Source organism: Guptibacillus algicola (assembly GCF_020171805.1).
GTDB classification, from domain to species: domain Bacteria; phylum Bacillota; class Bacilli; order Bacillales; family Guptibacillaceae; genus Guptibacillus; species Guptibacillus algicola.
This window is the reverse complement of the sequence record NZ_JAIVAF010000003.1, coordinates 802,322-827,041: the sequence shown is the minus strand read 5'-3', so window position 1 is coordinate 827,041 and position 24,720 is coordinate 802,322. Positions and strand designations below refer to the sequence as shown.

21 protein-coding genes are annotated in these 24,720 nt (G+C 41.2%); all 21 read right to left on the bottom strand.

Annotation, left to right across the window (positions count from 1 at the left end; translation table 11 throughout):
• On the bottom strand, window positions 1-270 hold the full coding sequence (locus LCM09_RS11880; protein ID WP_404800814.1) for a YggT family protein: 270 nt from the start codon (window positions 268-270) through the stop codon (window positions 1-3).
• An 11-nt stretch (window positions 271-281) separates the two neighbouring features.
• Window positions 282-728, bottom strand: a complete 447-nt coding sequence (locus LCM09_RS11875) for a cell division protein SepF (protein WP_224881944.1) — start codon at window positions 726-728, stop codon at window positions 282-284.
• Between the two features lie 29 nt (window positions 729-757).
• Window positions 758-1,426 carry a YggS family pyridoxal phosphate-dependent enzyme gene (locus tag LCM09_RS11870; protein WP_224881942.1) on the bottom strand — a complete coding sequence of 223 codons (669 nt, stop codon included), beginning with the start codon at window positions 1,424-1,426 and terminating at the stop codon, window positions 758-760.
• 7 nt (window positions 1,427-1,433) lie between these two features.
• Window positions 1,434-2,261 carry a peptidoglycan editing factor PgeF gene (pgeF, locus tag LCM09_RS11865; protein ID WP_224881935.1) on the bottom strand — a complete coding sequence of 276 codons (828 nt, stop codon included), beginning with the start codon at window positions 2,259-2,261 and terminating at the stop codon, window positions 1,434-1,436.
• Window positions 2,262-2,352: 91 nt separating this feature from the next.
• Window positions 2,353-2,622: a YlmC/YmxH family sporulation protein gene (locus tag LCM09_RS11860; RefSeq protein WP_224881928.1), complete on the bottom strand. Its 270-nt coding sequence runs from the start codon at window positions 2,620-2,622 to the stop codon at window positions 2,353-2,355.
• A gap of 71 nt (window positions 2,623-2,693) precedes the next feature.
• The gene (sigG, locus tag LCM09_RS11855) at window positions 2,694-3,473 is read right to left on the bottom strand and encodes an RNA polymerase sporulation sigma factor SigG (protein WP_224881926.1); all 780 of its coding nucleotides are present in this window, start codon (window positions 3,471-3,473) and stop codon (window positions 2,694-2,696) included.
• 83 nt (window positions 3,474-3,556) lie between these two features.
• The gene (sigE, locus tag LCM09_RS11850) at window positions 3,557-4,276 is read right to left on the bottom strand and encodes an RNA polymerase sporulation sigma factor SigE (RefSeq protein ID WP_224881924.1); all 720 of its coding nucleotides are present in this window, start codon (window positions 4,274-4,276) and stop codon (window positions 3,557-3,559) included.
• Between the two features lie 37 nt (window positions 4,277-4,313).
• The gene (gene spoIIGA / locus LCM09_RS11845; RefSeq protein WP_224881916.1) at window positions 4,314-5,228 is read right to left on the bottom strand and encodes a sigma-E processing peptidase SpoIIGA; all 915 of its coding nucleotides are present in this window, start codon (window positions 5,226-5,228) and stop codon (window positions 4,314-4,316) included.
• Window positions 5,229-5,389: 161 nt separating this feature from the next.
• Complete coding sequence (thrB, locus tag LCM09_RS11840; protein WP_224881914.1) at window positions 5,390-6,295, bottom strand: homoserine kinase; 906 nt, start codon at window positions 6,293-6,295, stop codon at window positions 5,390-5,392.
• Entirely contained in the window at window positions 6,292-7,350 is a 1,059-nt protein-coding gene (thrC, locus tag LCM09_RS11835; protein WP_224881912.1) for a threonine synthase, read from the bottom strand. The genes thrB and thrC overlap by 4 nt, the downstream gene beginning before the upstream one ends.
• The gene (locus LCM09_RS11830; RefSeq protein WP_224881911.1) at window positions 7,350-8,642 is read right to left on the bottom strand and encodes a homoserine dehydrogenase; all 1,293 of its coding nucleotides are present in this window, start codon (window positions 8,640-8,642) and stop codon (window positions 7,350-7,352) included. Before LCM09_RS11830 ends, thrC begins: the two co-directional genes overlap by 1 nt.
• A gap of 1,425 nt (window positions 8,643-10,067) precedes the next feature.
• Window positions 10,068-11,210, bottom strand: coding sequence for a cell division protein FtsZ (ftsZ, locus tag LCM09_RS11825; RefSeq protein ID WP_224881909.1), 1,143 nt, complete (start codon window positions 11,208-11,210; stop codon window positions 10,068-10,070).
• A 29-nt stretch (window positions 11,211-11,239) separates the two neighbouring features.
• Window positions 11,240-12,517, bottom strand: coding sequence for a cell division protein FtsA (ftsA, locus tag LCM09_RS11820; RefSeq protein WP_224881907.1), 1,278 nt, complete (start codon window positions 12,515-12,517; stop codon window positions 11,240-11,242).
• A gap of 465 nt (window positions 12,518-12,982) precedes the next feature.
• On the bottom strand, window positions 12,983-13,756 hold the full coding sequence (locus LCM09_RS11815; RefSeq protein ID WP_224881905.1) for a cell division protein FtsQ/DivIB: 774 nt from the start codon (window positions 13,754-13,756) through the stop codon (window positions 12,983-12,985).
• 357 nt (window positions 13,757-14,113) lie between these two features.
• Complete coding sequence (gene spoVE / locus LCM09_RS11810) at window positions 14,114-15,214, bottom strand: stage V sporulation protein E (protein ID WP_224881904.1); 1,101 nt, start codon at window positions 15,212-15,214, stop codon at window positions 14,114-14,116.
• A 66-nt stretch (window positions 15,215-15,280) separates the two neighbouring features.
• A complete protein-coding gene (murD, locus tag LCM09_RS11805) occupies window positions 15,281-16,624 on the bottom strand; it encodes a UDP-N-acetylmuramoyl-L-alanine--D-glutamate ligase (protein WP_224881903.1) in 1,344 nt (447 codons plus the stop codon).
• Window positions 16,624-17,598, bottom strand: a complete 975-nt coding sequence (mraY, locus tag LCM09_RS11800) for a phospho-N-acetylmuramoyl-pentapeptide-transferase (RefSeq protein ID WP_224881889.1) — start codon at window positions 17,596-17,598, stop codon at window positions 16,624-16,626. The genes murD and mraY overlap by 1 nt, the downstream gene beginning before the upstream one ends.
• A gap of 19 nt (window positions 17,599-17,617) precedes the next feature.
• Entirely contained in the window at window positions 17,618-18,970 is a 1,353-nt protein-coding gene (locus LCM09_RS11795; protein ID WP_224881887.1) for a UDP-N-acetylmuramoyl-tripeptide--D-alanyl-D-alanine ligase, read from the bottom strand.
• Window positions 18,967-20,430: a UDP-N-acetylmuramoyl-L-alanyl-D-glutamate--2,6-diaminopimelate ligase gene (locus tag LCM09_RS11790; protein WP_224881886.1), complete on the bottom strand. Its 1,464-nt coding sequence runs from the start codon at window positions 20,428-20,430 to the stop codon at window positions 18,967-18,969. The genes LCM09_RS11795 and LCM09_RS11790 overlap by 4 nt, the downstream gene beginning before the upstream one ends.
• Before the next feature lie 94 nt (window positions 20,431-20,524).
• Window positions 20,525-22,444 carry a stage V sporulation protein D gene (locus tag LCM09_RS11785; RefSeq protein ID WP_224881884.1) on the bottom strand — a complete coding sequence of 640 codons (1,920 nt, stop codon included), beginning with the start codon at window positions 22,442-22,444 and terminating at the stop codon, window positions 20,525-20,527.
• A 62-nt stretch (window positions 22,445-22,506) separates the two neighbouring features.
• Entirely contained in the window at window positions 22,507-24,717 is a 2,211-nt protein-coding gene (locus LCM09_RS11780; protein ID WP_224881882.1) for a penicillin-binding protein, read from the bottom strand.
• Window positions 24,718-24,720: the final 3 nt, after the last annotated feature.

The following is a 24,720-nucleotide window of genomic DNA, read 5'->3' as shown; positions in this document are numbered from 1 at the left end:
CTAAATCATTCCAAAGAGAGCAATGACTCCATATTGCGCGAACTGTAGTGCAAAAATGGCAACAATAGGGGAAATATCTAGCATTCCACCGATCGGCGGTATTATTTTGCGGAACGGAGCAAGGTATGGTTCAGCAACTCTTGCAATCATTTGTCCAATGGAGGACTCTCTAGCATTCGGAATCCAGGACATAAAGATATAAATGATTAATATCCATGAATAAATCTGTAAAACTTGTGCTAATAAATAACCAATTTGCAAATTCTTCACCTTCCTTAGAACTAATCTTCAAATATTTCATCGGTAATGTTACCGGAGATTTCAACATTATCCGGGGTACACATGAACGTGTCAGGACCAAGTTTCTGAATATCTCCGCCAAGAGCGTAAACCGTTCCACTTAAGAAATCAACAATCCTCTTTGCCTGATCATGTGGGATTTGCTGCAAGTTCATCACAACAGACTTACGGTTTTTTATATGATCTGCGATATCCTGAGCTTCAGCATACACTCTAGGTTCAACAAGCACAACTCTAGAGTTTTTGTGGATACTTTGCAAACTGACCACATTTTGATTTGATTGTTGCTTTTGCTTATTCTGGTTACGACTAACCCTTGAATTCTCTAACTCATCGTCATCAGCATACGTTGTTTGACCATCATCCTCGAACTCTATTGGTTCATCATCGAGCTCAAAGAACTGCTTAAACTTTGTTTTAATTCCCATTCCCTGCACCTCCGGGAGTTGTTATTTTCTTAACCAACAAGAGACGATCCGATACGAACAAACGTAGCACCTTCTTCAACTGCAATCTCGTAATCATTAGACATCCCCATAGAAAGTTCTTTACAAGGAGCGTGGCTAAATGAACACTTTTGAATAAGTATTTGAAGTTCTTTCAAACGTTGAAAGACAGTTCTGATCTCTTCGGCATCTTTTATATGTGGAGCCATCGTCATCAAACCAACGACTTCAATATTTGGGTAGTTTTCTAGGGATTCAACGAAAGGCATTACATGTTCAGGTGTTAAACCATGTTTGGATTCTTCTCCCGAAACATTGACTTGAACAAAACATTTCATCTTTCTAGACGCTCTCTTGTTGATCTCTTTCGCGAGAGAGCGACGGTCCAATGAGTGAATATAATCCACGTGATCTATGATTTCCTTCACCTTACGAGATTGCAATGTTCCTATGAAATGCCACACTGGCTGTTCTTCAAAAGCTTCAACTTTTTCGATCAAGCCTTCTTGACGATTTTCTCCAAGGTGGGATAAACCTGCATCAACAGCTTCTTTGGCACGATCGACACTAACGTATTTCGTTACCGCGATAATGTTCACATCTTCTGGATTTCGGTTAGATCGATGTGCAGCTGTTTTAATCTTCGAAACGATTTGATCTAAATTTGTTCTTACTTCCACTTCCCTGTTAACCCTCCTCAAGTCCAATGTAACCCATCATTCTTCCAGTCTTACCATTTTCGCTTCGGTGAGAGAAAAACAGGTTACTGCAGCTTGTACAATAGTCGCTAACAAAAATATTGTTCTCTGGCACGCCTGCTTTAAGAAACAAGTGTTTATTCACAGCTTTTAAATCGAGCTGATAAGTGTCATTTTCATTTCGTGTAAAGAATTGTTCAGAGTCAAACGCAACTTGAATGACACTCTCTATTACCCTGTCGTCAACTTCATAACAGCAACTGCCAATCGAAGGTCCTATTGCAGTCAAAATGTCCTTAGGGTCGATACCATCCTCTTGCCACCTCTGAATCATCTCTCCAGCAATATCCTTCGTTGTTCCTTTCCAACCTGCGTGGGCAATTCCAACCCTTTCCGCAGATGGTGAGTAAAAAAAGAGCGGAACACAGTCTGCATAGAGTGCACCTAACATGATTCCCTTTTCATCCGTATACAAACCGTCTTTACTTGGTATAGCAGAATCATGTTCAGTCGCACCACGTCCCTTATCAGCTGAACGGATATGTGCGATTTCATTCCCATGAATTTGCTCTGCAACTACCCAATGCTCTAGCGGTGTGTCTAGCTTGTTACTAAGTATCTTTCGATTTGTCAGAACATCGAGTGAGTGGTCTGGCACATGGAATCCGAGATTTAGACTTGCAAAAGGTTCCTTGCTTACACCGTTATGTCTAGTTGAAAAACCGGCTTTTAGTTTACTTTTAGAACTACCATCATCACCGAAATGAAGTGCTAGTGAAGTATGGTCATCCGTATCTTGAAACAGTTCTTTTCTCACAGCTATATCCCTTCATTTCTATTCAAGTTTACACTCTATTTTATCATATTATGTTGAGAAGAAGGGATATAGATTGTGAGATATTGGCTACTCATGACTCTTTTTGGAAAGATTCTGAATCTGATGAATCATAATATTTCACTAAAATCACATCTGAACCTATTTTTACTATGTTTCGCCATGGAATCACAAGATCACTCTCACGAGCAAAAAATCCCATCATCTTTCCTTGTCCTGGGATGACGATCGCTTCAATTTTTCCAGTTGTTAAGTTTATTTCGAGGTCTGCTATATGTCCAAGTTTTTTTCCGTTAGATACATTTACAACATCTTTAACTTGAAATTCAGAGATTTTTATCATCACACCCCCACCTTTCCATCTTATTATATGAAAAGTGGGCAATAGAAAAGACCTGTTAAACAGGTCTTGTTCTAACTTTGTATATTTTTATTCATTTGCTGGATTGCTGCTTTTTCAAGACGTGATACTTGCGCTTGAGAAATACCTATTTCATCAGCTACTTCCATCTGGGTCTTTCCTTGAAAGAAACGCATTTGAAGAATCATATTTTCCCTTTGATTAAGCCTTGTCATCGCTTCTTTTAATGCGATGTCCTCAAGCCAATGAAAATCCTTTTGCTTATCATCACTAATTTGATCCATTACGAAGATCGGATCTCCACCATCATTGTATATTGGTTCAAACAATGAAACAGGGTCCTGGATGGCGTCAAGAGCGAATACAACTTCTTCTTTCGTTACACCTAGTTCCTTAGCGATTTCTGTTGGATTCGGCTCCTTGGAGTTTTTCGTCATCAATTTGTCCCTGATCTGGAGGGATTTATAGGCAATATCTCGAAGCGATCTAGAAACCCGTATCGGATTATTGTCCCTAAGATACCGTCTAATTTCACCGATAATCATCGGCACTGCATAAGTTGAGAATTTCACGTTTTGCGATAAATCGAAGTTATCAATGGATTTCATTAACCCAATACATCCGACCTGAAAGAGATCATCAACGTATTCACCACGATTATTAAATCGCTGAATAACGCTTAAAACGAGTCGTAAATTTCCATTCACTAGCTCTTCCCTAGCAGAAATATCACCTTCCTGCATCTGTTTGAAGAGCACTCTCATTTTCTCATTCTTCAGAACCGGAAGTTTGGAGGTATCTACTCCACAAATCTCGACTTTGTTTCGTGTCAACTCTTTCCCTCCTCATCGGAGATGCTGTCAAAGTAAAGTATCTCCGAGAGTGGGAAAATTATGCATTTATCATTTTAAGAAAGTTAGACCATCTTATTGAATTCTTTTCGGAGCCTTTTGATAATGCGCTTTTCTAGTCTAGAAATATAAGACTGAGAAATTCCGAGAAGATCAGCAACATCCTTTTGGGTTTTTTCTTCATCACCAGCAAGACCGAACCGTAATTCCATAATTTGCTTTTCTCTTGGATTCAGTGTTTCAAGAGCTTTTACAAGCAATTTCCGATCTACGCGAGCGTCGATCCCCTTTGTGATTATATCTTCATCAGTACCTAATACATCAGATAAGAGTAACTCATTCCCATCCCAATCCACATTAAGAGGCTCATCGAAGGAAACTTCGGATCGGATTTTGTTATTTCGACGGAGAAACATGAGAATTTCATTCTCAATACATCTTGAAGCATAAGTAGCTAGCTTTATTTTCTTTTCTGGATTGAATGTATTTACAGCCTTTATCAAACCAATCGTACCTATACTAATTAAATCTTCAATATTGATTCCTGTGTTTTCAAACTTTCTAGCAATGTAGACAACAAGACGCAAATTTCTTTCGATTAGAATAGAGCGGGCAGCCTTGTCACCACCAGGCAATTTGATCAAGAGATGAGCTTCTTCTTCTTTTGTTAAAGGAGGTGGAAGGGCTTCGCTTCCTCCTATGTAATAGATCTCGTCAGGCTTTATGCCGAGTTTCATTAGGATACGCTGCCACCAGAGTACAACTTTTATCTTTAATTTCCCCATGCATTTTACCTCCCCAATCTGTTCATTTCTTCTATTTTTAAGAAGCGTTCGCCTTTTCAGCCAGCATTTTTGGATGAAGGATGCAACTGTACTCTTTCTCGCCAGATAATGATTGGAAACTAAGGCCAACAAGTACTTTCTTCACAACAAGCGTTTCTTCATTCGTTGTTATTTCTACTACATCAGGCTTCAGCGCACACAAAAATTGATGATCTTGTCCGACGGCTCGAAACGGAACGATTCTAAGCCTATGTTCCCACCTGTCCACCTCTCCCTCACTCTGAAAATCCGTTACATTTTTTGCTTTTTCTAGAAATTGATCTGAAAAATGTCCTGAATGAACTGTCATATCAAGGATCATGACAGGTGCGCCTGACAAAGGGTCACGGAGCTGGTTTCCACTGTCGATCAAAGCAGAAGCGGTGACAATAACATCATCGATCGTAATCTTCACGGTTGCAATTTGATCATAATGAATTTTCTTTGCCTCGATTTCACCTAACCTTTTCTTAGAGAACATCCAAATGACAGGAAAACCGACGAGTACAAATCCCCAGCTGACTGGATCTCCAAATCCAGTGCTTTGTGTTGCGACTGCACCGTTATAAACGCCAACTTCCTGTTTAAAGAAATAATGCGCCCCTAACATTCCTCCGCCGATCATGAACGTAACGAAATAGAACAACAACCAACTCTGCACGAAACTTCTGAACCTGGTAAACCCAAACGTAATGCTCACGATGATAAAAGAATAAAATAATTTCACGAGAGGATGAACCATGAATTCCAATCCAGGTACAAATAAAAATATGACATAGAGTGAAGCGAAAAGTGCGCCAGCAGCAAGTCGTCTTTTACGTACATGACGCTTTAGCAGCAAACTGGTAAGCATCAATAGCATGTAGTCAAAACATACGTTCAACAGCCATATTACATCCAGATATACAGCCACCTGCTGGCTCCTCCCTAATGAATTTGACTTTTAGTATAGACTAGTTTGAATTGAAAGGCTGTCAAATCGTGCCGTTAATACCAAGGTTATTTTGCATAATTACCACTATTTTTGTCACTGAGTTTTAAAGCAAAAAAAATAGCCGCCCATAATCGGACGGCTTACCTCTGTACTACATCGTTCATCACTTGTTCGACTCCCGTATTCGTTGGAAGAAGTTCGATACACTCATACCCTGGGAAGTTTGTTTCCATTATTGTTTTTAATTTCTTAGATGCACCTTGAGGCGTAAACAAAAGTAAAGTTGGACCTGCTCCACTAAGAGCAGCGCCATATGCCCCCCAATCAACCGCAAGATCTTGTACGCGTTCAAGATCTGGTACAAAATGCTTTCGATAAGGCTGATGGAATAAATCTTTCTTCATTAACTCCCCTGCAAGCGCCCAATTGTTTTTAACAGCAGCTGCAGTGAAAACATTTGCGATACTACTCGCCTTCACGGCATCTTGATAAGAAAGGTTTTCTGGGAGAACAGAACGTGAATCAGTTGTTTTCAATTTCGTCCCTGGAACTAATGCAAGCATCTCAAGATTTTCGACTTCATGAACGATCGTGTCGATTTCCCCTAATCCTGATGCGATGACAAGTCCTCCATAAATCGAAGCTGCTACGTTATCTGCATGACCTTCAAATTTAGAAGCGTACATTACTTTTTGCTTTGAAGTCAGTTCAAGGTCCATAATACGATCCGCGATTTCTACTCCAGCTACAATTGCTGCTGCACTGCTACCAAGTCCCCGTTCCAGAGGTAGTTCGCTTGACATCGTAACAGTCTGTGGCTTTGGCGTTTGCATATTCTCATTAGCAATCGACTCGATTACTTTATAGATGAGATTATCTTTACCTGATGGGAACTTCTCTTGAAAATCGATATAGTGAAAGTTCCATTCCGTTGAAGGTTCAACCTTAACATGGAGATAACGATTGATCGCTAACCCAATCGAATCGAACCCCGGCCCAAGATTTGAAGTACTTCCTGGTATGCTTAATGAGACATGCTGTTTCAATGACTAACACATCCCTTAAGCTCTTCTAAAAACTTCCCTTTATCAGCAGCTACAACACGCGGTTTAACAAGAACAGTTTCCATTGCCGTAGAAGGGTCTTTTAAGCCATTTCCAGTCAATACGGCGACAATCGTGCTACCTTGCTGAATTTCTTTAGAAGCAACTTGTTTTAACACGCCAGCTATCGAAGCACACGAAGCAGGTTCAGCAAATACTCCTTCTTTTTTTGCGAGTAGCTGATAGGCATTCAAAATTTCTTCATCTGTTACACTATCAATCTTCCCATCTGATTCGACTACCGCTTCTTCGGCGAGTTGCCAGCTGGCTGGATTTCCAATTCTGATTGCAGTAGCGATCGTTTCTGGATTTTGAATGATCTTTTTCTTTACAATCGCTGCTGATCCTTCTGCTTCAAACCCTCTCATCTCAGGTTTCCGTTCATGAGAAAGATATTCCTTAAATCCTTTCCAATAAGCTGAAATATTCCCTGCATTTCCAACCGGTATTGCAAGCACATCCGGTGCTTTACCAAGCTGATCACACACTTCAAAAGCAGCGGTCTTCTGACCTTCCAAACGATATGGGTTAACAGAATTCACGAGAGTAATAGGCTCAGTTTCAGCGATCGATCTCACCATACGGAGCGCTTCATCAAAGTTTCCATCAATCTCAAAGATTTCTGCACCATAGATCATGGCTTGTGCAAGTTTACCGAGTGCGACCTTGCCTTTTGGAATAACGATGATACAACGTAAGCCAGCCCTCGCACCATACGCGGCAGCTGCTGCTGCTGTATTTCCAGTCGAAGCACAAATGATGGCGTTACTGCCTTCTTCCTTCGCTTTCGCGACTGCCATCACCATGCCTCTATCTTTAAAGGAACCTGTAGGGTTCGCTCCCTCAATTTTCACATGTAGTGACACTCCGAGCTCCTCAGAAAGCGTATTTAACTTTAATAAAGGTGTATTTCCCTCATTTAAACTAAGTGAGGGAGTTTCTTCAGTAATCGGTAAATAATCAGTATAATGCTCTAATAACCCATTCCAGACAGACATTACATTCCCTCCACTCGATACCTGCTTTTCACATCTACTACTACATCCAAATCAGTTAATTGGCTATGCATATCATCAAATGCTTGTTGGTTCGTTTCGTGGGTGATGATGACAAGCTCAGCAGTTCCATTATTAATGACTGGTTCTTGGATTAACTTCTCAAGGCTGATTCCGTGATCCTTAAATAAGTGAGAAATCTTTGAAAAGGCACCAGCTTCATCTTTCACAAACAGTCTGATGAAGTACTTACTCTTAATTTCCTCATCTTTCTTCAGTTTACGTTCATGTTGAGGAAGAATGACACTCTTACCATTTACTCCTAAACGCATGTTTTTGATAACAGCAACAAGGTCAGAGACAACTGCAGTAGCTGTAGGAAGTTGTCCTGCACCTGGACCGTAGAACATTGTCTCTCCAACAGCTTCTCCGTATACATAAACAGCGTTGTACTCATCATTTACTGCCGCAAGTGGATGACGTGATGGCAAAAGGGTTGGCTGGACAGACAGTTCGATCGAACCATTATCTGAACTCGCGATCGATAGTAGTTTAATTGTATATCCTAGCTTCTTACTGTAAGAGATGTCCTCTGCATCAACCTGAGTGATTCCCTTTATCTTGACATCATCTAAGCCAACCTTCATGGAAAAACCTAATGTTCCAAGAATAACGACTTTACGAGCTGCATCAAGACCTTCCACATCAGCAGTTGGATCAGCTTCAGCAAAACCAAGTTCTTGCGCTTCTTTCAATACGCTCTCGTATGGCACGTTATTCTTTGTCATCTTAGTAAGAATATAGTTAGTCGTACCGTTAACGATTCCCATCAATTTCGTGATTCTATCAGATGATAGACCTTCTACTAAACTACGAAGGATTGGAATACCACCAGCCACACTAGCTTCATAAAAGAGATCACATTCATTGTCCACCGCAGCCGTTAACAACTCTCTTCCATGCAAAGCCATCAAATCCTTGTTAGCAGTTACAACATGTTTTTTATTTTTTAACGAAGCAAGAATATACTCTTTCGCTTGGTCGATTCCACCCATCACTTCAATAACGACATCAACATCTGGATTATTAATAACATCTTCAGGATTCTGAGTTAACAGATCTTCATTAACAGCAACACCTCGATGCTTTTCGATATCTCTTACAAGTACCTTTCCTACCTTTACTACACAGCCAACACGTTGTTGAAGCTCCTCCTGATGAGACTCAATCATATGTACCACACCACTACCAACAGTCCCAAGTCCCAACAGTCCGATCGATACGCTATCCTTCATATTCTCCACTCCCTTATGTCCTTCTAACGAGGACTTTTGTTTTTATATAATGGACATTATACGTGCCATCCTTCACAAACACAACAGTGTTTAGAGAAAAATTTGAATAATTTGAAAGAAAGGCGGAGTTTCGCGTTTAGAAACGGAGTCATTGGAGCGCTTTCAATTGAACACGCTTTTTGTGTTCATTTGTAAGAGCGAAATGACGTAGTTTCTGCGAAACGCAGCTAGACATAAATAAAGGCGGAAGTGGGCGTTTAGGCTCGACAAGCGCTGGAGCCTTTTCGATTGAACACGTTCTTTGTGTTCTGTCGAAAAGGTGAAGCGATCGAGAGCCTGCCCACTGGAGCTAGATATTGTTAAAGGCGGAAGTGGCTGGTCACGCCCGACAAGCGCTGGAACCTCTCAAGTGGAACACGCTCTTTGTGTTCTACATGAGAGGTGAAGCGTCTCGAGGGCGTAGCCACTGAAGCTAGATATCGTTAAAGGGGGAAGTGGGCGTTTAGGCTCGACAAGCGCTGGAGCCTTTTCGATTGAACACGTTCTTTGTGTTCTGTCGAAAAGGTGAAGCGATCAAGAGCCTGCCCACTGGAGCTAGATATAAAGAAAGGCGGAGACGAGCGGTTAGAAACGGAAAGATTGGAACTCTTGAAAGTGAACACGCTTTTTGTGTTCATTTGAAAGAGTGAAAATATCGGAGTTTCTGCGAGTCGCAGCTAGATCAAGAAAAGCAAAGACGAGCGGTTAGAAACGGAAAGATTGGAGCGCTTTCAATAGAACATGCTCTTTGTGTTCAATTGAAAGAGCGAAATCTTGGAGTTTCTGCGAGTCGCAGCTAGACAATCATAAAGGCGGAAGTGGGCGTTTAGGCTCGACAAGCGCTGGAGCCTTTTCGATTGAACACGTTCTTTGTGTTCTGTCGAAAAGGTGAAGCGATCAAGAGCCTGCCCACTGGAGCTAGATATTGTTAAAAGCAGAAGTGGCTGGTCACGCCCGACAAGCGCTGGAACCTCTCAAGTGGAACACGCTCTTTGTGTTCTGCTTGAGAGGTGAAGCGTCTCGAGGGCGTAGCCACTGAAGCTAGATATAAAGAAAGGCGGAGACGAGCGGTTAGAAACGGAGAAATTGGAACTCTTGAAAGTGAACACGCTTTTTGTGTTCATTTGAAAGAGTGAAATTTCGGAGTTTCTGCGAGTCGCAGCTAGATCAAGAAAAGCAAAGACGAGCGGTTAGAAACGGAGAAATTGGAACTCTTGAAAGTGAACACGCTTTTTGTGTTCATTTAAAAGAGTGAAATTTCGGAGTTTCTGCGAGTCGCAGCTAGATCAAGAAAGGCGGAAGTGGGCATCCAGCCTCTCCCCCCCCCTTAAAACGCTTTCAAATACAATAAAAAAACCAGCTCTTCAATGAGCTGGTTTTAAAGTATTATCTTCTACGCTTACGATTACGAAGGAACGTAGGAATATCGAGTGTTTCATTGGATTCCTCAACGCGAGAACCAAACTTAGAAGGTTCTGGCTGTTGTACTTCTTCCTCTTCTTGTTTCGGCTGCTGAATTGGAGCACCCTGTTTAGATTGAGAAGATGGACGAGGAACGGATTTTTTCTTGTTTTCATTCTCGTCAAATCCAGTTGCAATTACTGTTACAAGAATTTCATCTTTTAGTTCTTCGTTGATAACAGAACCGAAGATCATGTTTACATTTTCATCTGAAGCTGAAGACACGATATCCGCTGCTTCATTTACTTCATATAGGCTTAGGTTTGATCCGCCAGTAATGTTCATAAGAACACCTTTTGCTCCGTCGATTGACGTTTCAAGCAATGGGCTGGAAATAGCCTTTTTAGCTGCTTCTGAAGCACGATTCTCACCTGTTGCAATTCCGATACCCATCAATGCAGATCCTCTTTCGGTCATGATGGTTTTAACGTCGGCAAAGTCAAGGTTAATAAGTCCAGGTACAGCGATCAGGTCTGAAATACCTTGTACACCTTGACGAAGTACGTTATCTGCTTCACGGAATGCTTCTAGCATCGGTGTATTCTTGTCAACGATTTCAAGGAGACGGTCGTTAGGAATAACGATCAACGTATCAACTTTTTCTTTTAACATCGCGATACCAGATACAGCTTGAGTCGAACGCTTTCGCCCTTCAAATGTAAATGGACGAGTAACAACGCCCACTGTAAGAGCGCCTAGTTCTTTCGCGATCTCAGCAATAACAGGAGCCGCACCAGTACCAGTTCCGCCTCCCATACCTGCTGTTACAAAGACCATGTCAGCGCCGCGAAGTGCTTCTTCAATCTGTTCTTTGCTCTCTTCAGCAGCTTTCTTTCCGATTTCCGGATTTGCGCCTGCACCAAGACCTCTTGTCAACTTGCCACCAATCTGCATCTTAACTTCCGCTTTCGCAAGGTTCAAGGCTTGCGCATCTGTATTGACAGCAATGAATTCTACACCTTGTACTCCGTTTTCAATCATTCGGTTAACAGCATTGCTTCCGCCACCGCCGACACCGATTACTTTTATTTGTGCTAATTGTTCCATATTCATATCAAACTCTAACATCTCAGGTCCTCCTAATCTTGTAATGCCCTTTATTCTACAAATAAATTAAAGAAATTCTTAACTTTTTCTTTCATTCCTGGAGAAGACTTCTCTCCCGACTGAGGCTCAGGTTTGCTTTTACGCTTGGGCTTCACTTCATCCTCAGGGTTTAAGGAAGCAGCCACTTCTTTCCCCTGAATCTTTACGTTCTTGTACGTAAATTGGATTAGACCAATGCCTGTAGTATATTGGGGTTCGCGAACTCCAATATAATCAGGAACTGCAACGCGCACATTATGTTGAAGTACGTCTCTTGCAAGCTCGAGTATACCATCCATACCTACCATTCCTCCGGTAAGTACAAATCCACCTGGCAATTCGCGTATACCCAAACGCCTAATCTCGTCTTCTATCAATTCTAACATCTCTTCGATACGAGGTTCTATAATATGCGCCAATTCGAACTGATTAAATTCTTGTTCAGCTGAACTACCTATTGTAGAGACAGTAAATGCTTCTTCTTCAGATGCAAGATCGACAAATGCATTACCGTGCTTAACCTTAATACGTTCAGCTTCTTCTGTAGTTGTTCTTAAACCAATAGAAATATCCTTCGTGACGTTATCTCCCCCGATAGGAAGAACTGAAGTCGCTTTAAGAGAACCTTCTTCGAATATAGAAATTGTCGTTGAACCTGCTCCCATGTTCACAAGAGCAACTCCTAGGTTTTTCTCATCCTTAGAAAGAGCCATTGCGCCACATGCTAGCGGCTGAAGACAAATATCTGCAATTTCAAGGCCTGCTTTTTCAACACATCTCAATAGATTATGTAATACGGTTTTTGAACCTGTAATGATCGTGCCTTCCATTTCAAGACGTACACCGATCATGCCCCTTGGGTCTGTAATGCCATCTAATCCATCCACTACGAATTGACCTGGGATTACATCAATAATTTCACGCTCAGGAGGGATAGAAACAACCTGTGCTGCATCAATTACTCTCGCAACGTCTTCATCATGAATTTCACGGTCTTCACTAGAAACAGCCACAACACCATGACAAGGCTGAAGCTGAACATGGTTTCCGTTAATTCCAACAATGACGGAGCGAATCGATAAACCTACCATTCTTTCTGCATTTTCTACTGCCTGTTTAATTGAACGAACAGTTTCATCTATATCCACAATCGATCCTTTACGAATTCCATCGGACGGCGCACTGCCTACCCCTAGGATATTCAATGAATCGTTTGTCATCTGGCCAATGATCACTTTCACATTGGATGTACCGATGTCTAGACTCACATAAACTTCGTTGCTGTTCATTCTCCTGGCACCTCCTTCAAATTGCTACCCATTTCAGGTATTTGTAAATTCTCTATAATAGGGTCGAATAAACCTCCAACACCTTTATATTCACAACATTTTCTGTTAGTAAACATCTTTTTAACAGAAAGGTACTGATCGCTATAAGAATGCGATATAAGGACACTATTCCACAAATCCGTTAATTTCCCTTCTTTTGACCAATATTTTATAAGTTTTTTTAGTAGTTTGACTCATAAAATTGATTCAGTAGATTATAAGTCTTTCGTAACAATAGAGAAAGAGCATACGTATAAGTCTACACCATGAAGAACATGGAGAAAAGATAATGATTAATTCATACGAAAAAAGCTTATAATCGTTCCATTATAGGAATGAAAAGAGTCATACTCCTTGAACCATAAAGGTTCGTATTGAATCACTCATACTTGTCCATTAGGAGGATACTCATAGTTAATTTCTCGCTCATGATTCTTTTTTCTCTTCTGTTACCTTTTCATATGGCTCGAGCCAGCTACCTTCATTCAAATATAGAATACCTTTTGGCTTATCCTGAAGTTCTTTCACAATTAACGGATAGGCATTTATTCTTTCTGCAAAACTACTGATGCTTGTCCGAACTTCATAACCATCACTCATAAATAACGTAAGATTAAAGGCATTATCACCTTTTGGTTCATAGTGAATTTCAGAAATTCGATTGATCACACTCATCTTAACTTTCCTTAACTCCCCTGCCATCTCTTGGAGTTCTGTGCTCTCATCCCATTGGAGAAGAATCGGTGCGTTAACTGGGGTTTCGCCTTTTTTTAAGGCATCTAGTATTGTTCCTGTTTGGAGGATTGGGAAGAATTTGCTTCCCTTCTTCAGATACGCAACTCGCTCGTTTTCAGTTACTTCTATTTTCACCGTTGCAGGAAACTGTCGAGTAACGATTGCACTAGATATTTCTTTCGAACTTTCAATTTGAGATACTACTTCTTTTTTATTAATGTTCCAAAAGCTTACACTTTGATCAAGACCACTCATCTTCTCGATTTCATCTGTAGCAATATAATTATTGCCTGAAATACTGATCGTCCGAATGTGGCTTAAAGAAGATTGGAAGTAAATAATCAACAAAATTAAAAAGAAGAAGATTGATAAATAGACGATCAGTCTTCTATTTGCGCGCTGTTTGCGCTGCGCTTTTAATGTCGGAATCCGATCTTCTATCGTTACTACTTTGCGATCTTCCATCCTTTTGCCCCCGTCTTGAAAAATAATTCTTCAAAGTGTTCTATTTCATATCATGGCAACCGCACGGCATGATAAAGAAATGCTGCTTATTTTCACCATTATAGCATATTTTTAGGGCTTTTTATCCAGACGAAGAAAATGTTTTCTAAGTCAAATATCGACTAAGTTAGCCTCTTTCTTAAATAAAAGAATATCAATATAAAAAACGCTCCATTAATCGGAGCGCTTTTATCCATCATCGATTTCAAATTCTGTTTGGAGGTGACTTCTCTGATTATGTTTCACAGTGTGCTTCACGGCGATTAGTGCTTTGAAATATCCTCTGTAGATTTACCAGCAATTACAACGAAGAGTTAGCTAAAACTTTGCATATCGACTGATATTAAGCAAGACACCCATCGCTACGAGCATGAGCGTTAACGAGGAACCTCCGTAGCTTAAGAAGGGAAGGGTGATACCTGTTACAGGCATCAATCCAGTAACTACCCCGATGTTGATCATGACTTGAATCGCGACCATCCCGATAATGCCAACTGCGAGCAAGCTGCCAAATAAATCGGGGGCACGTAATGCGATTCTGATTCCTCTCCAAAGGAGGAGTGCAAACAACAGAATTACGAAACTTCCGCCTATAAACCCTAGCTCCTCAGATAAAATAGCAAAAATAAAATCTGTTTGGGGTTCAGGTAAGTAATAGAACTTTTGCCTGCTTTGTCCTAGACCGAGCCCCATCAATCCTCCTGGACCAATCGCATACAGTGATTGTATGATTTGGAAGCCACTGCCAAGTGGATCACTCCAAGGGTCGAGGTACGATGTAATCCTTGCTACTCGGTAAGGTGCGGATATGATTAAACCTACAAACCCTGCTATCCCTAGTAAACCTAACCATGCAAAATGTGAAATCTTTGCACCAGAAATGAAAATCATCACAACACATGTGCCAACCATTACCGCACCTGTACCAAGGTCAGGCTGGAGCATAATCATCGCAAATGCCACCATTACGAGACCAAGTGAAGGAACAAGTCCCTTTTTAAATGATGTAATGCGCTTTTGGTTTTCTGATAAGTATTTTGCCAAAAACGCAATCATCGCTAGCTTTGTAAATTCAGAAGGTTGGATTGAAAACGCACCAACACCTAACCAGCTTCTCGCTCCCCCTCTTACTAATCCTACCCCTGGGATCAAGACTAGTATTAATAGGAGAAAGCAAATAAGAATCCCTAACTTAGACCAAGTTCTCCATGTCCAGTATTCCACATTCATCACGAAGAACATTGCAACGACTCCTACTCCCGCAAATAAAAGCTGTCTTTTCGCGAAAAAGAAGGCGTCATCGAATTTATAAGAAGCCCATACCGCACTAGCACTATAGACCATCACTAATCCGATCGCTAGTAGAGCAAGTGTCACAGTTAAAAAGACTAAGTCCGGCGTTGATTTTGTTTTCGGCAATGAATCCACACCCCGTTATCGTCGATTTACTTACCCCCTAACTAGGATAAGCATGACAACCTTTCATTAGAGTTTATGCATTGCTTCAATAAAAATGTCACCGCGCTCTTCAAACGTTTTATATTGATCCCAACTTGCACATGCAGGTGATAATAGGATTACATCACCCTCATTTGAAAGATTGAAAGCTGTCGGAACAGCTTTTTCTACATTATCGACAATTGTAACGTTCTTCAATCCTGCATTATTTGCAGTTTCCTGAAGTTTCGGTGCTGTTTCACCAAATGTTATCAAGTGTTTCACTTTCTCTTGAAAATATGGAATGAGGTCATCAAAATCATTTCCTCTATCCAACCCTCCTGCCAATAGGACAACGGGATGATCAAACGAGTCAAGAGCCTTCTTCGTTGCAATCGAGTTCGTTGCTTTTGAATCGTTGAAAAACTTCCTGCCCTTCGCTTCTCCAACGAATTGCAGTCGATGCTTTACTCCATGAAAATTTGTGAGCTCCTCATAAATCTTTTCATTCGTAACACCAGATAGTTTCGCAACCGCAATAGCAGCAAGCGTATTCTCTACGTTCTGCTTCATTGAGAGGTCAGCGATTTCAATCACTCTTTCACCTTTGTATGTGATTACACCATCAAGGATGCAAACCCCAGATTTTATCTGACTCGTTGCAGAAAAAGGTACGAGGGTCGCATCTGATGCTTCGGCAAACTCCGAAACAAGCGGGTCATCTGCATTATAAACGGCATAGTCTTCAGATGTTTGATTTGCAAATATCTGAGCTTTTGCATGTGCATAAGCTTCTTTTGAACCGTGGTAATCAAGGTGTGCTTCATAAATGTTAAGTAGAACAGATATGTGAGGGTGAAATTCCTCTGTGCCTTGAAGTTGAAAACTAGAAAGCTCTGTGACAAGCGTTTGGTCCCGCGTTGCTTTAGCAGCAACTTCACATACAACCGTACCAATGTTACCAGCTACGACAGGGTTCGAACTCGTCCCACTTAAGAGCTCTCCTATTAGAGTGGTAGTCGTCGTCTTCCCGTTTGAACCTGTAATCGCGATGAACGGAGCTTCAGAAATTTTTCCAGCAACCTCTACTTCTGTAATAATGGGAATTTCTTTTGCTTCAGCTTCTTTTAAAAGTGGGTTGTGGTAAGGAATGCCTGGGTTTTTTACAATAAGATCGATTCCTTCTAGTAATGAAAGAGGGTGACCACCTCCAACAACAGTAAAGCCATCTTCAAGTAGCTCCATTGCTTTCGGGTTGTTTGCAACCTCTTCTCGATCATTTACGATGACGTTAGCACCAAGAGAGCGGAGCAGCTTTGCTGCTGCATATCCACTCTTAGCGATGCCCATCACTAATACAGAACGTTGTTTGTAAACTTCTTGATTTTTCATTACAACCACACCTCAAGATAGATTCCTAATGCTGCACAAATCAAGCCAACAGTCCAAAATGTCGCAACAACACGCCATTCTGTCCAGCCAGATAATTCATAGTGGTGATGGAGTGGGCTCATTTTGAAGACGCGGTTACCCGTTGTTTTAAATGAAGCGACCTGAATGATGACAGATAACGTTTCAATTACAAATACGCCACCAATCACGACTAACAATAATTCGAGCTTGGTCATAATCGCCACTGCCGCTAAAGCTCCACCTAAAGCAAGGGAGCCTGTGTCACCCATAAATACTTTTGCTGGATGCGCATTAAATACGAGAAAACCAAGAACTGCTCCTACAACACTGACAGAAAATATTGCTACATCGTACATGTATGTAGCCGCTGCTAGGATTGCAAATGCTCCAAATGCAATCGCTGCTGTTCCTGCCACGAGTCCATCGAGACCGTCTGTTAAGTTGACTGCGTTAGAAGCACCAACAAGCATGATGAACAGCAAAACAACGTAGCCAATTCCAAGATCGAAACTAAAATCTGTACCAGGAACGTGAATAGCAGTATCGAAGCCAATCGTCCGTAGTCCGAAATAAACGAGAATTGCGATAAACACCTGACCGAGTAGCTTTTGTTTAGACGTTAACCCAAGGTTACGTTTTTTTACTACCTTAATGAAATCATCAAGGAAACCAATTAAGCCGTACCCAATCGTTACAAAGAGCAAGAGCCAGATTTCTATAGATATCTCATCGTATTTCAAAGCGATTGCTACCGTACCAATAATAATAGCAAGTATGATAATAAGTCCGCCCATCGTCGGGGTACCTGATTTTTTCTGGTGCGACTTAGGTCCTTCATCTCGTATACTTTGACCGAATTTCAATCTCCTTAAGAAAGGAATAAAGACTGGCGAAACCAGTACTGCGATAATAAATGATGCTAGTAAACTAAAAATTAATAAACGTTCAATCAATGTCCTGCCTCCTCAAAAATTAATTCCCTATTGCCTTAATGATCGTTTCAAGCCCGAGGCCTCTCGAAGCTTTTAATAGAACTGCTGTCTCTTTATCAAGGCGGTCCATTAAATATGATGAAGCCTCTTCTTTCGTGGCAAAGGAAACAGCAGGAACACTTACTGCTTCATTCGTTTTCATCTCTTCGTAGATCCATTTACCTTTTTCACCAACAGTAACAACTTCAGTTAACTCATTGCTGACTGAGTTAGCGATGTCTCGATGCAGCTCTTCTTCTTTATCACCAAGCTCATACATGTCACCTAATACTGCAATCTTCTTCTTGTAACCTTCAAGTTCACTAAGCGTTTCAATTGCTGCTCTCATAGATGTTGGGCTTGCGTTATATGCATCATTGATGATCAATGCCCCATTACTACTCGTATACTGTTCAAGTCTCATTCCAGTTAATTTCAATGAAGAAAGCGAGGACCTGATAGCATCTTCCTCAATTCCAAGCTTTCTACCAGCGACAATACTAAAGAGCGCATTCTTAACATTATGCTTCCCTAATAAGTGGATTTCGAACGGCTTTTCTTCGTTTACAAGAGTAAAACTAAAACCTTTCTCTAGTTGAGAAACATGGCTGATTTGAAGATTGTTTTGATCTTCATATCCACACGAAATAGCGCGGCTCTTGACCGGTGATAATAATGGTTCATCTCCGTCGATAATCAATGACCCATTTTCTTTTAGCCCATCTATAATCTCCATCTTTGCTTTTGCAATATTTTCTTTACTGCCAAGCTGAAGAAGATGTGACTCACCAATATTCGTGATGACTGCCACATCAGGACGAGCGATCGATGATAGTAGTGAAATTTCCCCTTGCGAGCTCATACCCATTTCTAAAATTAGCAAATCCGTATCTTCTGGCATCTCAAGGATTGTCATCGGTAGACCCCAGTGATTATTTAAATTCCCTTGAGTTTTATATGTTTTATATTTCGTACTAAGAACCGCTTCTAACATATCTTTTACAGTTGTTTTACCATTACTACCTGTAACGCCAACCACGTAAGGCTTATGTGTATTGAGCACGGCTTTCGCAAGGTTTTGCAACCCTTCTGTTGTGTCTTTCACATAATAAACTGCAATTTTGCCTTCAAGGTCCTTAGGAAACGACTTCGATTCATCCCAAAGCGTCCCAGTCGCCCCATTTTCTATCGCTTTATCAATAAAGCGATGGCCGTCATACACTTCGCCAACGATTGGTACAAACAGTTTATTTGTGCAATCTTTACGCGTATCTGTTGCAATGCCCTCAAAGTTGATATCCGTTTTTGCTGAAGCATTCGAAAAGTTGTCTAGTAAATTTGATTGAAACTTCATGCTTTCTTCCCCTTTATTGCCTGACGTGCCACATGACGGTCATCGAAATCATGAACCTTCTCACCGATAATCTGGTACGTTTCATGACCCTTCCCAGCAATCAATACAACATCACCTTCCGTTGCTTCATTAATTGCATGAGCGATCGCTTGTGCACGATCAGTTATTCGAACAAAATGTCCATCTGCACCCTCAACCATATCGTCTAAAATTCTTTCTGGATCTTCACTTCTAGGGTTATCAGAAGTAAGAACGGTTGTATCTGCTATCTTTGTAGCAATCTTTGCCATAAGTGGTCGCTTTGTACGATCACGATCTCCTCCACAACCAACCACTGCAAATACATTCCCTTGCGCCATTTCTTTTACGGTAGAAAGAACATTCTCGAGACTGTCAGGCGTGTGTGCATAATCTACGATAACAGGGAAGTTCTGCCCCTCATCGACCAATTCAAAACGTCCTGGAACGCCCTGAATTCCTTCTAGGCTTTTCAGGATTGCATGTAATGGGATGTCTGCAGCCCTACAAGCAGAGATTGCAGCAAGAGCATTGTATACACTAAACTTGCCTGTAAGCTTGATCTTAACGTCTTCTTCCCCTTCAGGCGTAAGCAGTCTAAATCTTGTCCCATTCGCTGAGAATGAGATATCTTCTGCTTTAACATCTGCTTCTTTATCAATTCCGTATGTGAAGATATGTGCAGAAGTCATCTTCTCGTAATCAGAACTAACAGGGTCATCCGCATTTAATACAGCGACCTTCTTACGGCCTGTATCATATGTATTGCCTAATTGAGAGAATAAAAGACCTTTCGCCTGACGATACTCTTCCATCGTGCCATGATAATCTAAATGATCCTGCGTTAAGTTCGTGAATACTGCGATATCATAATCACAACCACGGACTCTCCCAAGCGTTAAGGCATGTGAAGACACTTCCATTACAGCAGTATCTACGCCATGATCTCTCATGTTTGCAAATCGCTTCTGTAAAAGAAGTGGTTCTGGAGTCGTGTTTTTGGTTTCAAACTCTTCTTCTCCGATTTTTATATTGATCGTTCCTATCAATCCTGTTTTTTGATTCTGATCACGGTGCACTTTCTCGATCAAATGGGAAACAGTCGTTTTTCCATTCGTGCCCGTTACTCCGATCAAGTTAAATGCTCCAGTCGGATTCTGATAGAAGTGATTCGCGATCTCCGCTAACGATCGATGCGTATCTTTAACGAGGATAACAGGAACATCAAGATCTAGTTCTTTTTGAGCGACAACGGCAACCGCTCCTTTACGAACTGCATCCTCCGCAAAATCATGACCATCAACCGTGTAACCAGGAATGCAAACAAACAAGCTGCCTTTGGTTACATTGCGATTATCGCTTTCAACTGACGCAATTTCTGGATTTCCACGTCCAAGCTTTTTATATGTAAATAATGCATGAAGTAGATCATCTAGTCTCATCTTTGATCACCTTTCTAGTTTGCTGACTTTTTCAGAAAACAAGCCAAGAGCATATGCCTTGGCTTGTTTCATACTTATTGTACTCACAGAGTGACTATTTGTCACCCATATAAAGTCTGATTTCAGAGCCTGCAGGTAATTTTACACCCGGATCTGGTGCTTGTGCAACAACTGTATCTCCATCACCACTCGCTTCAATTTTCAAATTGTACATGGCCTGCCTTATTTCTTTGGAGCTCATTCCCACAAGGTTTGGCATTTCAATCGTCTCTTCATCTAACCATGTTTTTTCTTTCTCAATTTGATCTTCCCTCTTTGGGACATCCATAACCGTCAAACTATCATTAATTATATTTCCAACAATTGGAGCGGCGACAACGCCACCAAATTGCAGTGTATCTTTCGGATTATCTATCGCTGTATACACCACAATTTGCGGATCATCCGCAGGGGCAATTCCTATAAAAGAAACGATATGGTTGTTCTTTAGATAAGCACCATCTTTTGCTTTTTGAGCTGTACCTGTTTTCCCACCGACCCTGTATCCTTCTACGAACGCATTTTTTCCAGTTCCGAGTGCTACCACTGTTTCTAGCGCATGTCGTACTTCTTTTGAAGTTTCTTCTCTGATGACCTGTCGCTTCACTTGTGGTGTGTTTTTACTAATTACAGCACCAGTATCAGGATCGATCCATTCTTTTGCAATATAGGGTTCGTATAACGTCCCACCGTTAACTGCAGCTGAGACGGCAGTTACTTGCTGGATCGGAGTGACAGATACACCTTGACCAAATGCAGTAGTAGCAAGTTCTAATGGACCAACGTTTTTCACATCGAATAGAATACCACTTGCTTCACCTTGTAAATCGATTCCTGTCTTCTCACCAAATCCAAATTTGTGAATATATGAAAATAGTTTTTCTTTCCCTAGTCTTTCACCGAGCATAACGAACCCTGGGTTACATGAATTTTGGACACCTTCTAAGAATGTTTGGCTCCCATGTCCTCCACTCTTCCAACATTTCAGCTTACGTCCTGCTACTTCGATGCTACCTGGATCGTGAAAGTGGTCATTTTCAAGGTCAACCTTGCCTTCTTCAATTGCAGCTGCAAGCGTGATGATCTTGAATGTTGACCCTGGCTCATACGTGCTCCAGACCGGTTTATTTTGATTCCAGATATCTGGTGAGAAATCTTGAAAATGTTCTGGGTTGAAATCAGGGCGAGATGCCATACCGAGGATTTCTCCCGTATTTGGGTTCATTGCGATTGCTACAGCACCATCAGGATTATAGGTGGCTTCTGCGATATCGAGTTCACGTTCTATAATCGTTTGAACCTTCGAATCAATCGTCAAGCGTAGATCCAAGCCATCGATGGGTTTAGTATAATCGTCAGCAAGAGAAGGCATCCTCTTCCCTTTAGCATCTGCATAATATTCTACCTGACCTTGTTCACCACTTAATTCTTCATCATAATACAACTCGATCCCCGTTAAACCTTGATTATCGATGCCGCTAAATCCAAGAACGTGCGAGAGGAAAGACCCATTCGGATAATGTCTTTTGTTGTCTTCTGCAATATAGACACCAGGAAGGTTCATCTTTCGTATTTCATTCGCTTTCTCGTTCGTCATTTTCTTACCTTCAGGGCGTATCCAAACCATCGACTGCTTCTGGGTTATCGTTTCGTAGACTTTCTCTTTACTCGTATTCAGTGATGCTGCAATAGCTTCCGCTGTTGAAGCAGGGTTCTGTACCTGTCTTGGCACGATCAAAACGGATGGAGCACTGATATTCGTAGCCAATGGAACGCCATTACGATCAAGGATCTCTCCTCTATTCGGTTCGAATGGAATATTTCTGCTCCACGAATCTTTCGCTTTTTCACTGAGCCAGTTACCCATAACAAGTTGAACGTAACCAAGTCGTGTTACGATCACTGCGAATATAAACAAGCCTACAAGTAGTGCTACAACAAGTCTTCTCCTGACAGTGACATTGGAAACGCGCATAAGCTCATCCTCTCTGATTATGCTCGTTTCACTATATGTCATTTTCCTATCTATTAGACCTGCTAGTCCGTGATCGGTTCTTCTGTTGTTTCTTCATCTTCTTTGTCTTCATCAGTAGGTTCAGGAGAAGGTTTCTTTAGCTCTGCTACGAGATAATCTCCTTCTTTGACAACGGCACCTTTGGCGATACCTTGCTTCGCTACATAGCCTGCACCCATAATGTTAGGTTTCAGTTCCATTAACTCAACAAGTTTCATTACGTCTGTTAAAGACCAGCCTGTAATATCAGGCATCGATACGTCACCTTTTGTTCGTAAAAGAATTCGTTCTCCTTCGAGGACTTCAGATTCTGGATGAGGCGATTGTTTTACTACTTCTCCTGAACCTCCTAATACCGTAACGTTAAAGCCATCTTCTTTCAGCTCTTTCTCTACTTTATTGATATCTTGTCCCGTGAAGTCTTCAATCTTTTTAACATTGTCGTTTGTAGCTTCAGACTTCTCTTTAGTATTTTCTTGTAATGGATCGATGTTTAAATACTGCAAACTATTTTTCATTACTGTGTTGAAAATTGTTGCAACAGGATCGCTCCCTAATTCAGGGTATTCGAGGTCCGGTCGATCGACAGCCACGTAAACTAGTAATTCAGGGTCTTCAGCTGGAGCCATTCCAAGGAAAGAAAATATGTTGTTACCGTATCCACTCATATATCCTTTTGCTCCTTCAGATATTTGAGCCGTCCCTGTTTTACCGGCAATGGAGTATCCTTCGATATCGTAAGGGGTACCGGTACCCTCGGTTACAACAGTACGTAAAATGTCTCTAGTTTTCTTAGCAGTTTCACTTGAAATTGGTTCGCCAGCTACTTCAGGTTCATGATTTAACTTAACGTCCTTTGAATCAGGGTCAACGATTTTTTCGATCACATAAGGCTTCATCATTTTTCCACCGTTTGCAACCGCGGTCGCAGCTTGAATCTGTTGAATCGGTGTTATGGTAGAGCCTTGACCAAAACCTGTGGATATTCGTTCAAGATCTCCACCGTAAATAATTCTTGAAGAACCTTCCCCAGGAAGATCAATCCCGGTTTTCTTATCAAATCTAAATTTAGAAAGATAATCTCGATACGTATCATAACCTAGTTTTTCTTTTACTAGAATGGACATCGCCACGTTCGAGGATTTTTGAACACCTTCATCAAAACTAATCATACCCCACCCTTTACCATAGTTATGGTCGGGAACAGTACCTCCTGGAACGGCATATCTACCAGATTGATAGAGTTCATCTCCGTTATAAACACCTTCTTCAATCGCTGACGCGAGTGTGAACACCTTCATTGTAGAGCCGGGTTCGTAAGGTGAAATCGCCATGTTCGTGTAATCTTCAATGTTCTTCTTGTTTGGATTAAACGTAGGTCTGGTACCTAGCGCAAGGATTTTACCCGTGTCAGGATCTGCTACGATCGCAGTCATTCGTACTGGGTTATATTCCTCCTGAACCTTATCCATCGCCCTCTCTACAAACAACTGTATCTTTTCGTCGATCGTTAAGTACACATCATTCCCTCTTTTGGAAGGTGCAATGTTGTCATTACCATACGGGAGCTTATAGCCCTTTCGATCCGTCTGGTATGTTTCTTTCCCTTCTTGAGGAAGAAGGTACTTGTTCAATCGTTTTTCTAGTCCTAGCAAACCTTCTTGAACACCATCGTCGTTTTCATTTGTAAAACCTAAAACGTGAGAGGCAAACTCATCATTCGGGTACAACCTCGTTTTCGATGGAATGAATCCTATCCCAGGAAGATCGAGCTTTTCGATCTGCTCTTTCTCAGTTAAGCTTAAGTCTTTCCCCTCAGAACCAAATTCTACCTGGAAGAGGCCTTCTCTCGAGAGGCGTTCTTTAATTTCTTTCTCACTCATATCTAAGATAGTCGCAAGTTCACTTGCGGTCTTATCTATATCCTCCACATGCTCCTCATATCCATCGCTCAGAATCGCTCTAAGCGTAAATGAAGGAATATCCATTGCGAGAGCTTTTTCCCCAGTTCGATCGTAGATCGTCCCTCGATCTGCATGAAGAATTCTACTTTTGGTCCACTTTTCTTTACCTAGTTCCGTTAAGTCTACTTTTTCTCCATCTTCTCCTGAAACAGTTTGTGTCCATTCGATATAGAAAAAACGTCCAATAAAAGCAAAAAAGAGCAGGACGAAAAGTGCCATCATTATCCCTGCTCCTCGATTAATATGTGGGTTCTTATTTGTTTCCTTCATTTC

What these genes read in the sequence shown, in the direction of transcription:
- LCM09_RS11780 (WP_224881882.1), bottom strand. Translation starts at nt 24,717, where the DNA reads ATGAAGGAAACAAATAAGAACCCACATATTAATCGAGGAGCAGGGATA.
- LCM09_RS11830 (WP_224881911.1), bottom strand. Translation starts at nt 8,642, where the DNA reads ATGAAGGATAGCGTATCGATCGGACTGTTGGGACTTGGGACTGTTGGT.
- LCM09_RS11875 (WP_224881944.1), bottom strand. Translation starts at nt 728, where the DNA reads ATGGGAATTAAAACAAAGTTTAAGCAGTTCTTTGAGCTCGATGATGAA.
- murD (WP_224881903.1), bottom strand. Translation starts at nt 16,624, where the DNA reads ATGAAAAATCAAGAAGTTTACAAACAACGTTCTGTATTAGTGATGGGC.
- ftsZ (WP_224881909.1), bottom strand. Translation starts at nt 11,210, where the DNA reads ATGTTAGAGTTTGATATGAATATGGAACAATTAGCACAAATAAAAGTA.
- ftsA (WP_224881907.1), bottom strand. Translation starts at nt 12,517, where the DNA reads ATGAACAGCAACGAAGTTTATGTGAGTCTAGACATCGGTACATCCAAT.
- LCM09_RS11860 (WP_224881928.1), bottom strand. Translation starts at nt 2,622, where the DNA reads ATGATAAAAATCTCTGAATTTCAAGTTAAAGATGTTGTAAATGTATCT.
- thrC (WP_224881912.1), bottom strand. Translation starts at nt 7,350, where the DNA reads ATGTCTGTCTGGAATGGGTTATTAGAGCATTATACTGATTATTTACCG.
- sigE (WP_224881924.1), bottom strand. Translation starts at nt 4,276, where the DNA reads ATGGGGAAATTAAAGATAAAAGTTGTACTCTGGTGGCAGCGTATCCTA.
- LCM09_RS11815 (WP_224881905.1), bottom strand. Translation starts at nt 13,756, where the DNA reads ATGGAAGATCGCAAAGTAGTAACGATAGAAGATCGGATTCCGACATTA.
- LCM09_RS11795 (WP_224881887.1), bottom strand. Translation starts at nt 18,970, where the DNA reads ATGAAGTTTCAATCAAATTTACTAGACAACTTTTCGAATGCTTCAGCA.
- LCM09_RS11790 (WP_224881886.1), bottom strand. Translation starts at nt 20,430, where the DNA reads ATGAGACTAGATGATCTACTTCATGCATTATTTACATATAAAAAGCTT.
- LCM09_RS11785 (WP_224881884.1), bottom strand. Translation starts at nt 22,444, where the DNA reads ATGCGCGTTTCCAATGTCACTGTCAGGAGAAGACTTGTTGTAGCACTA.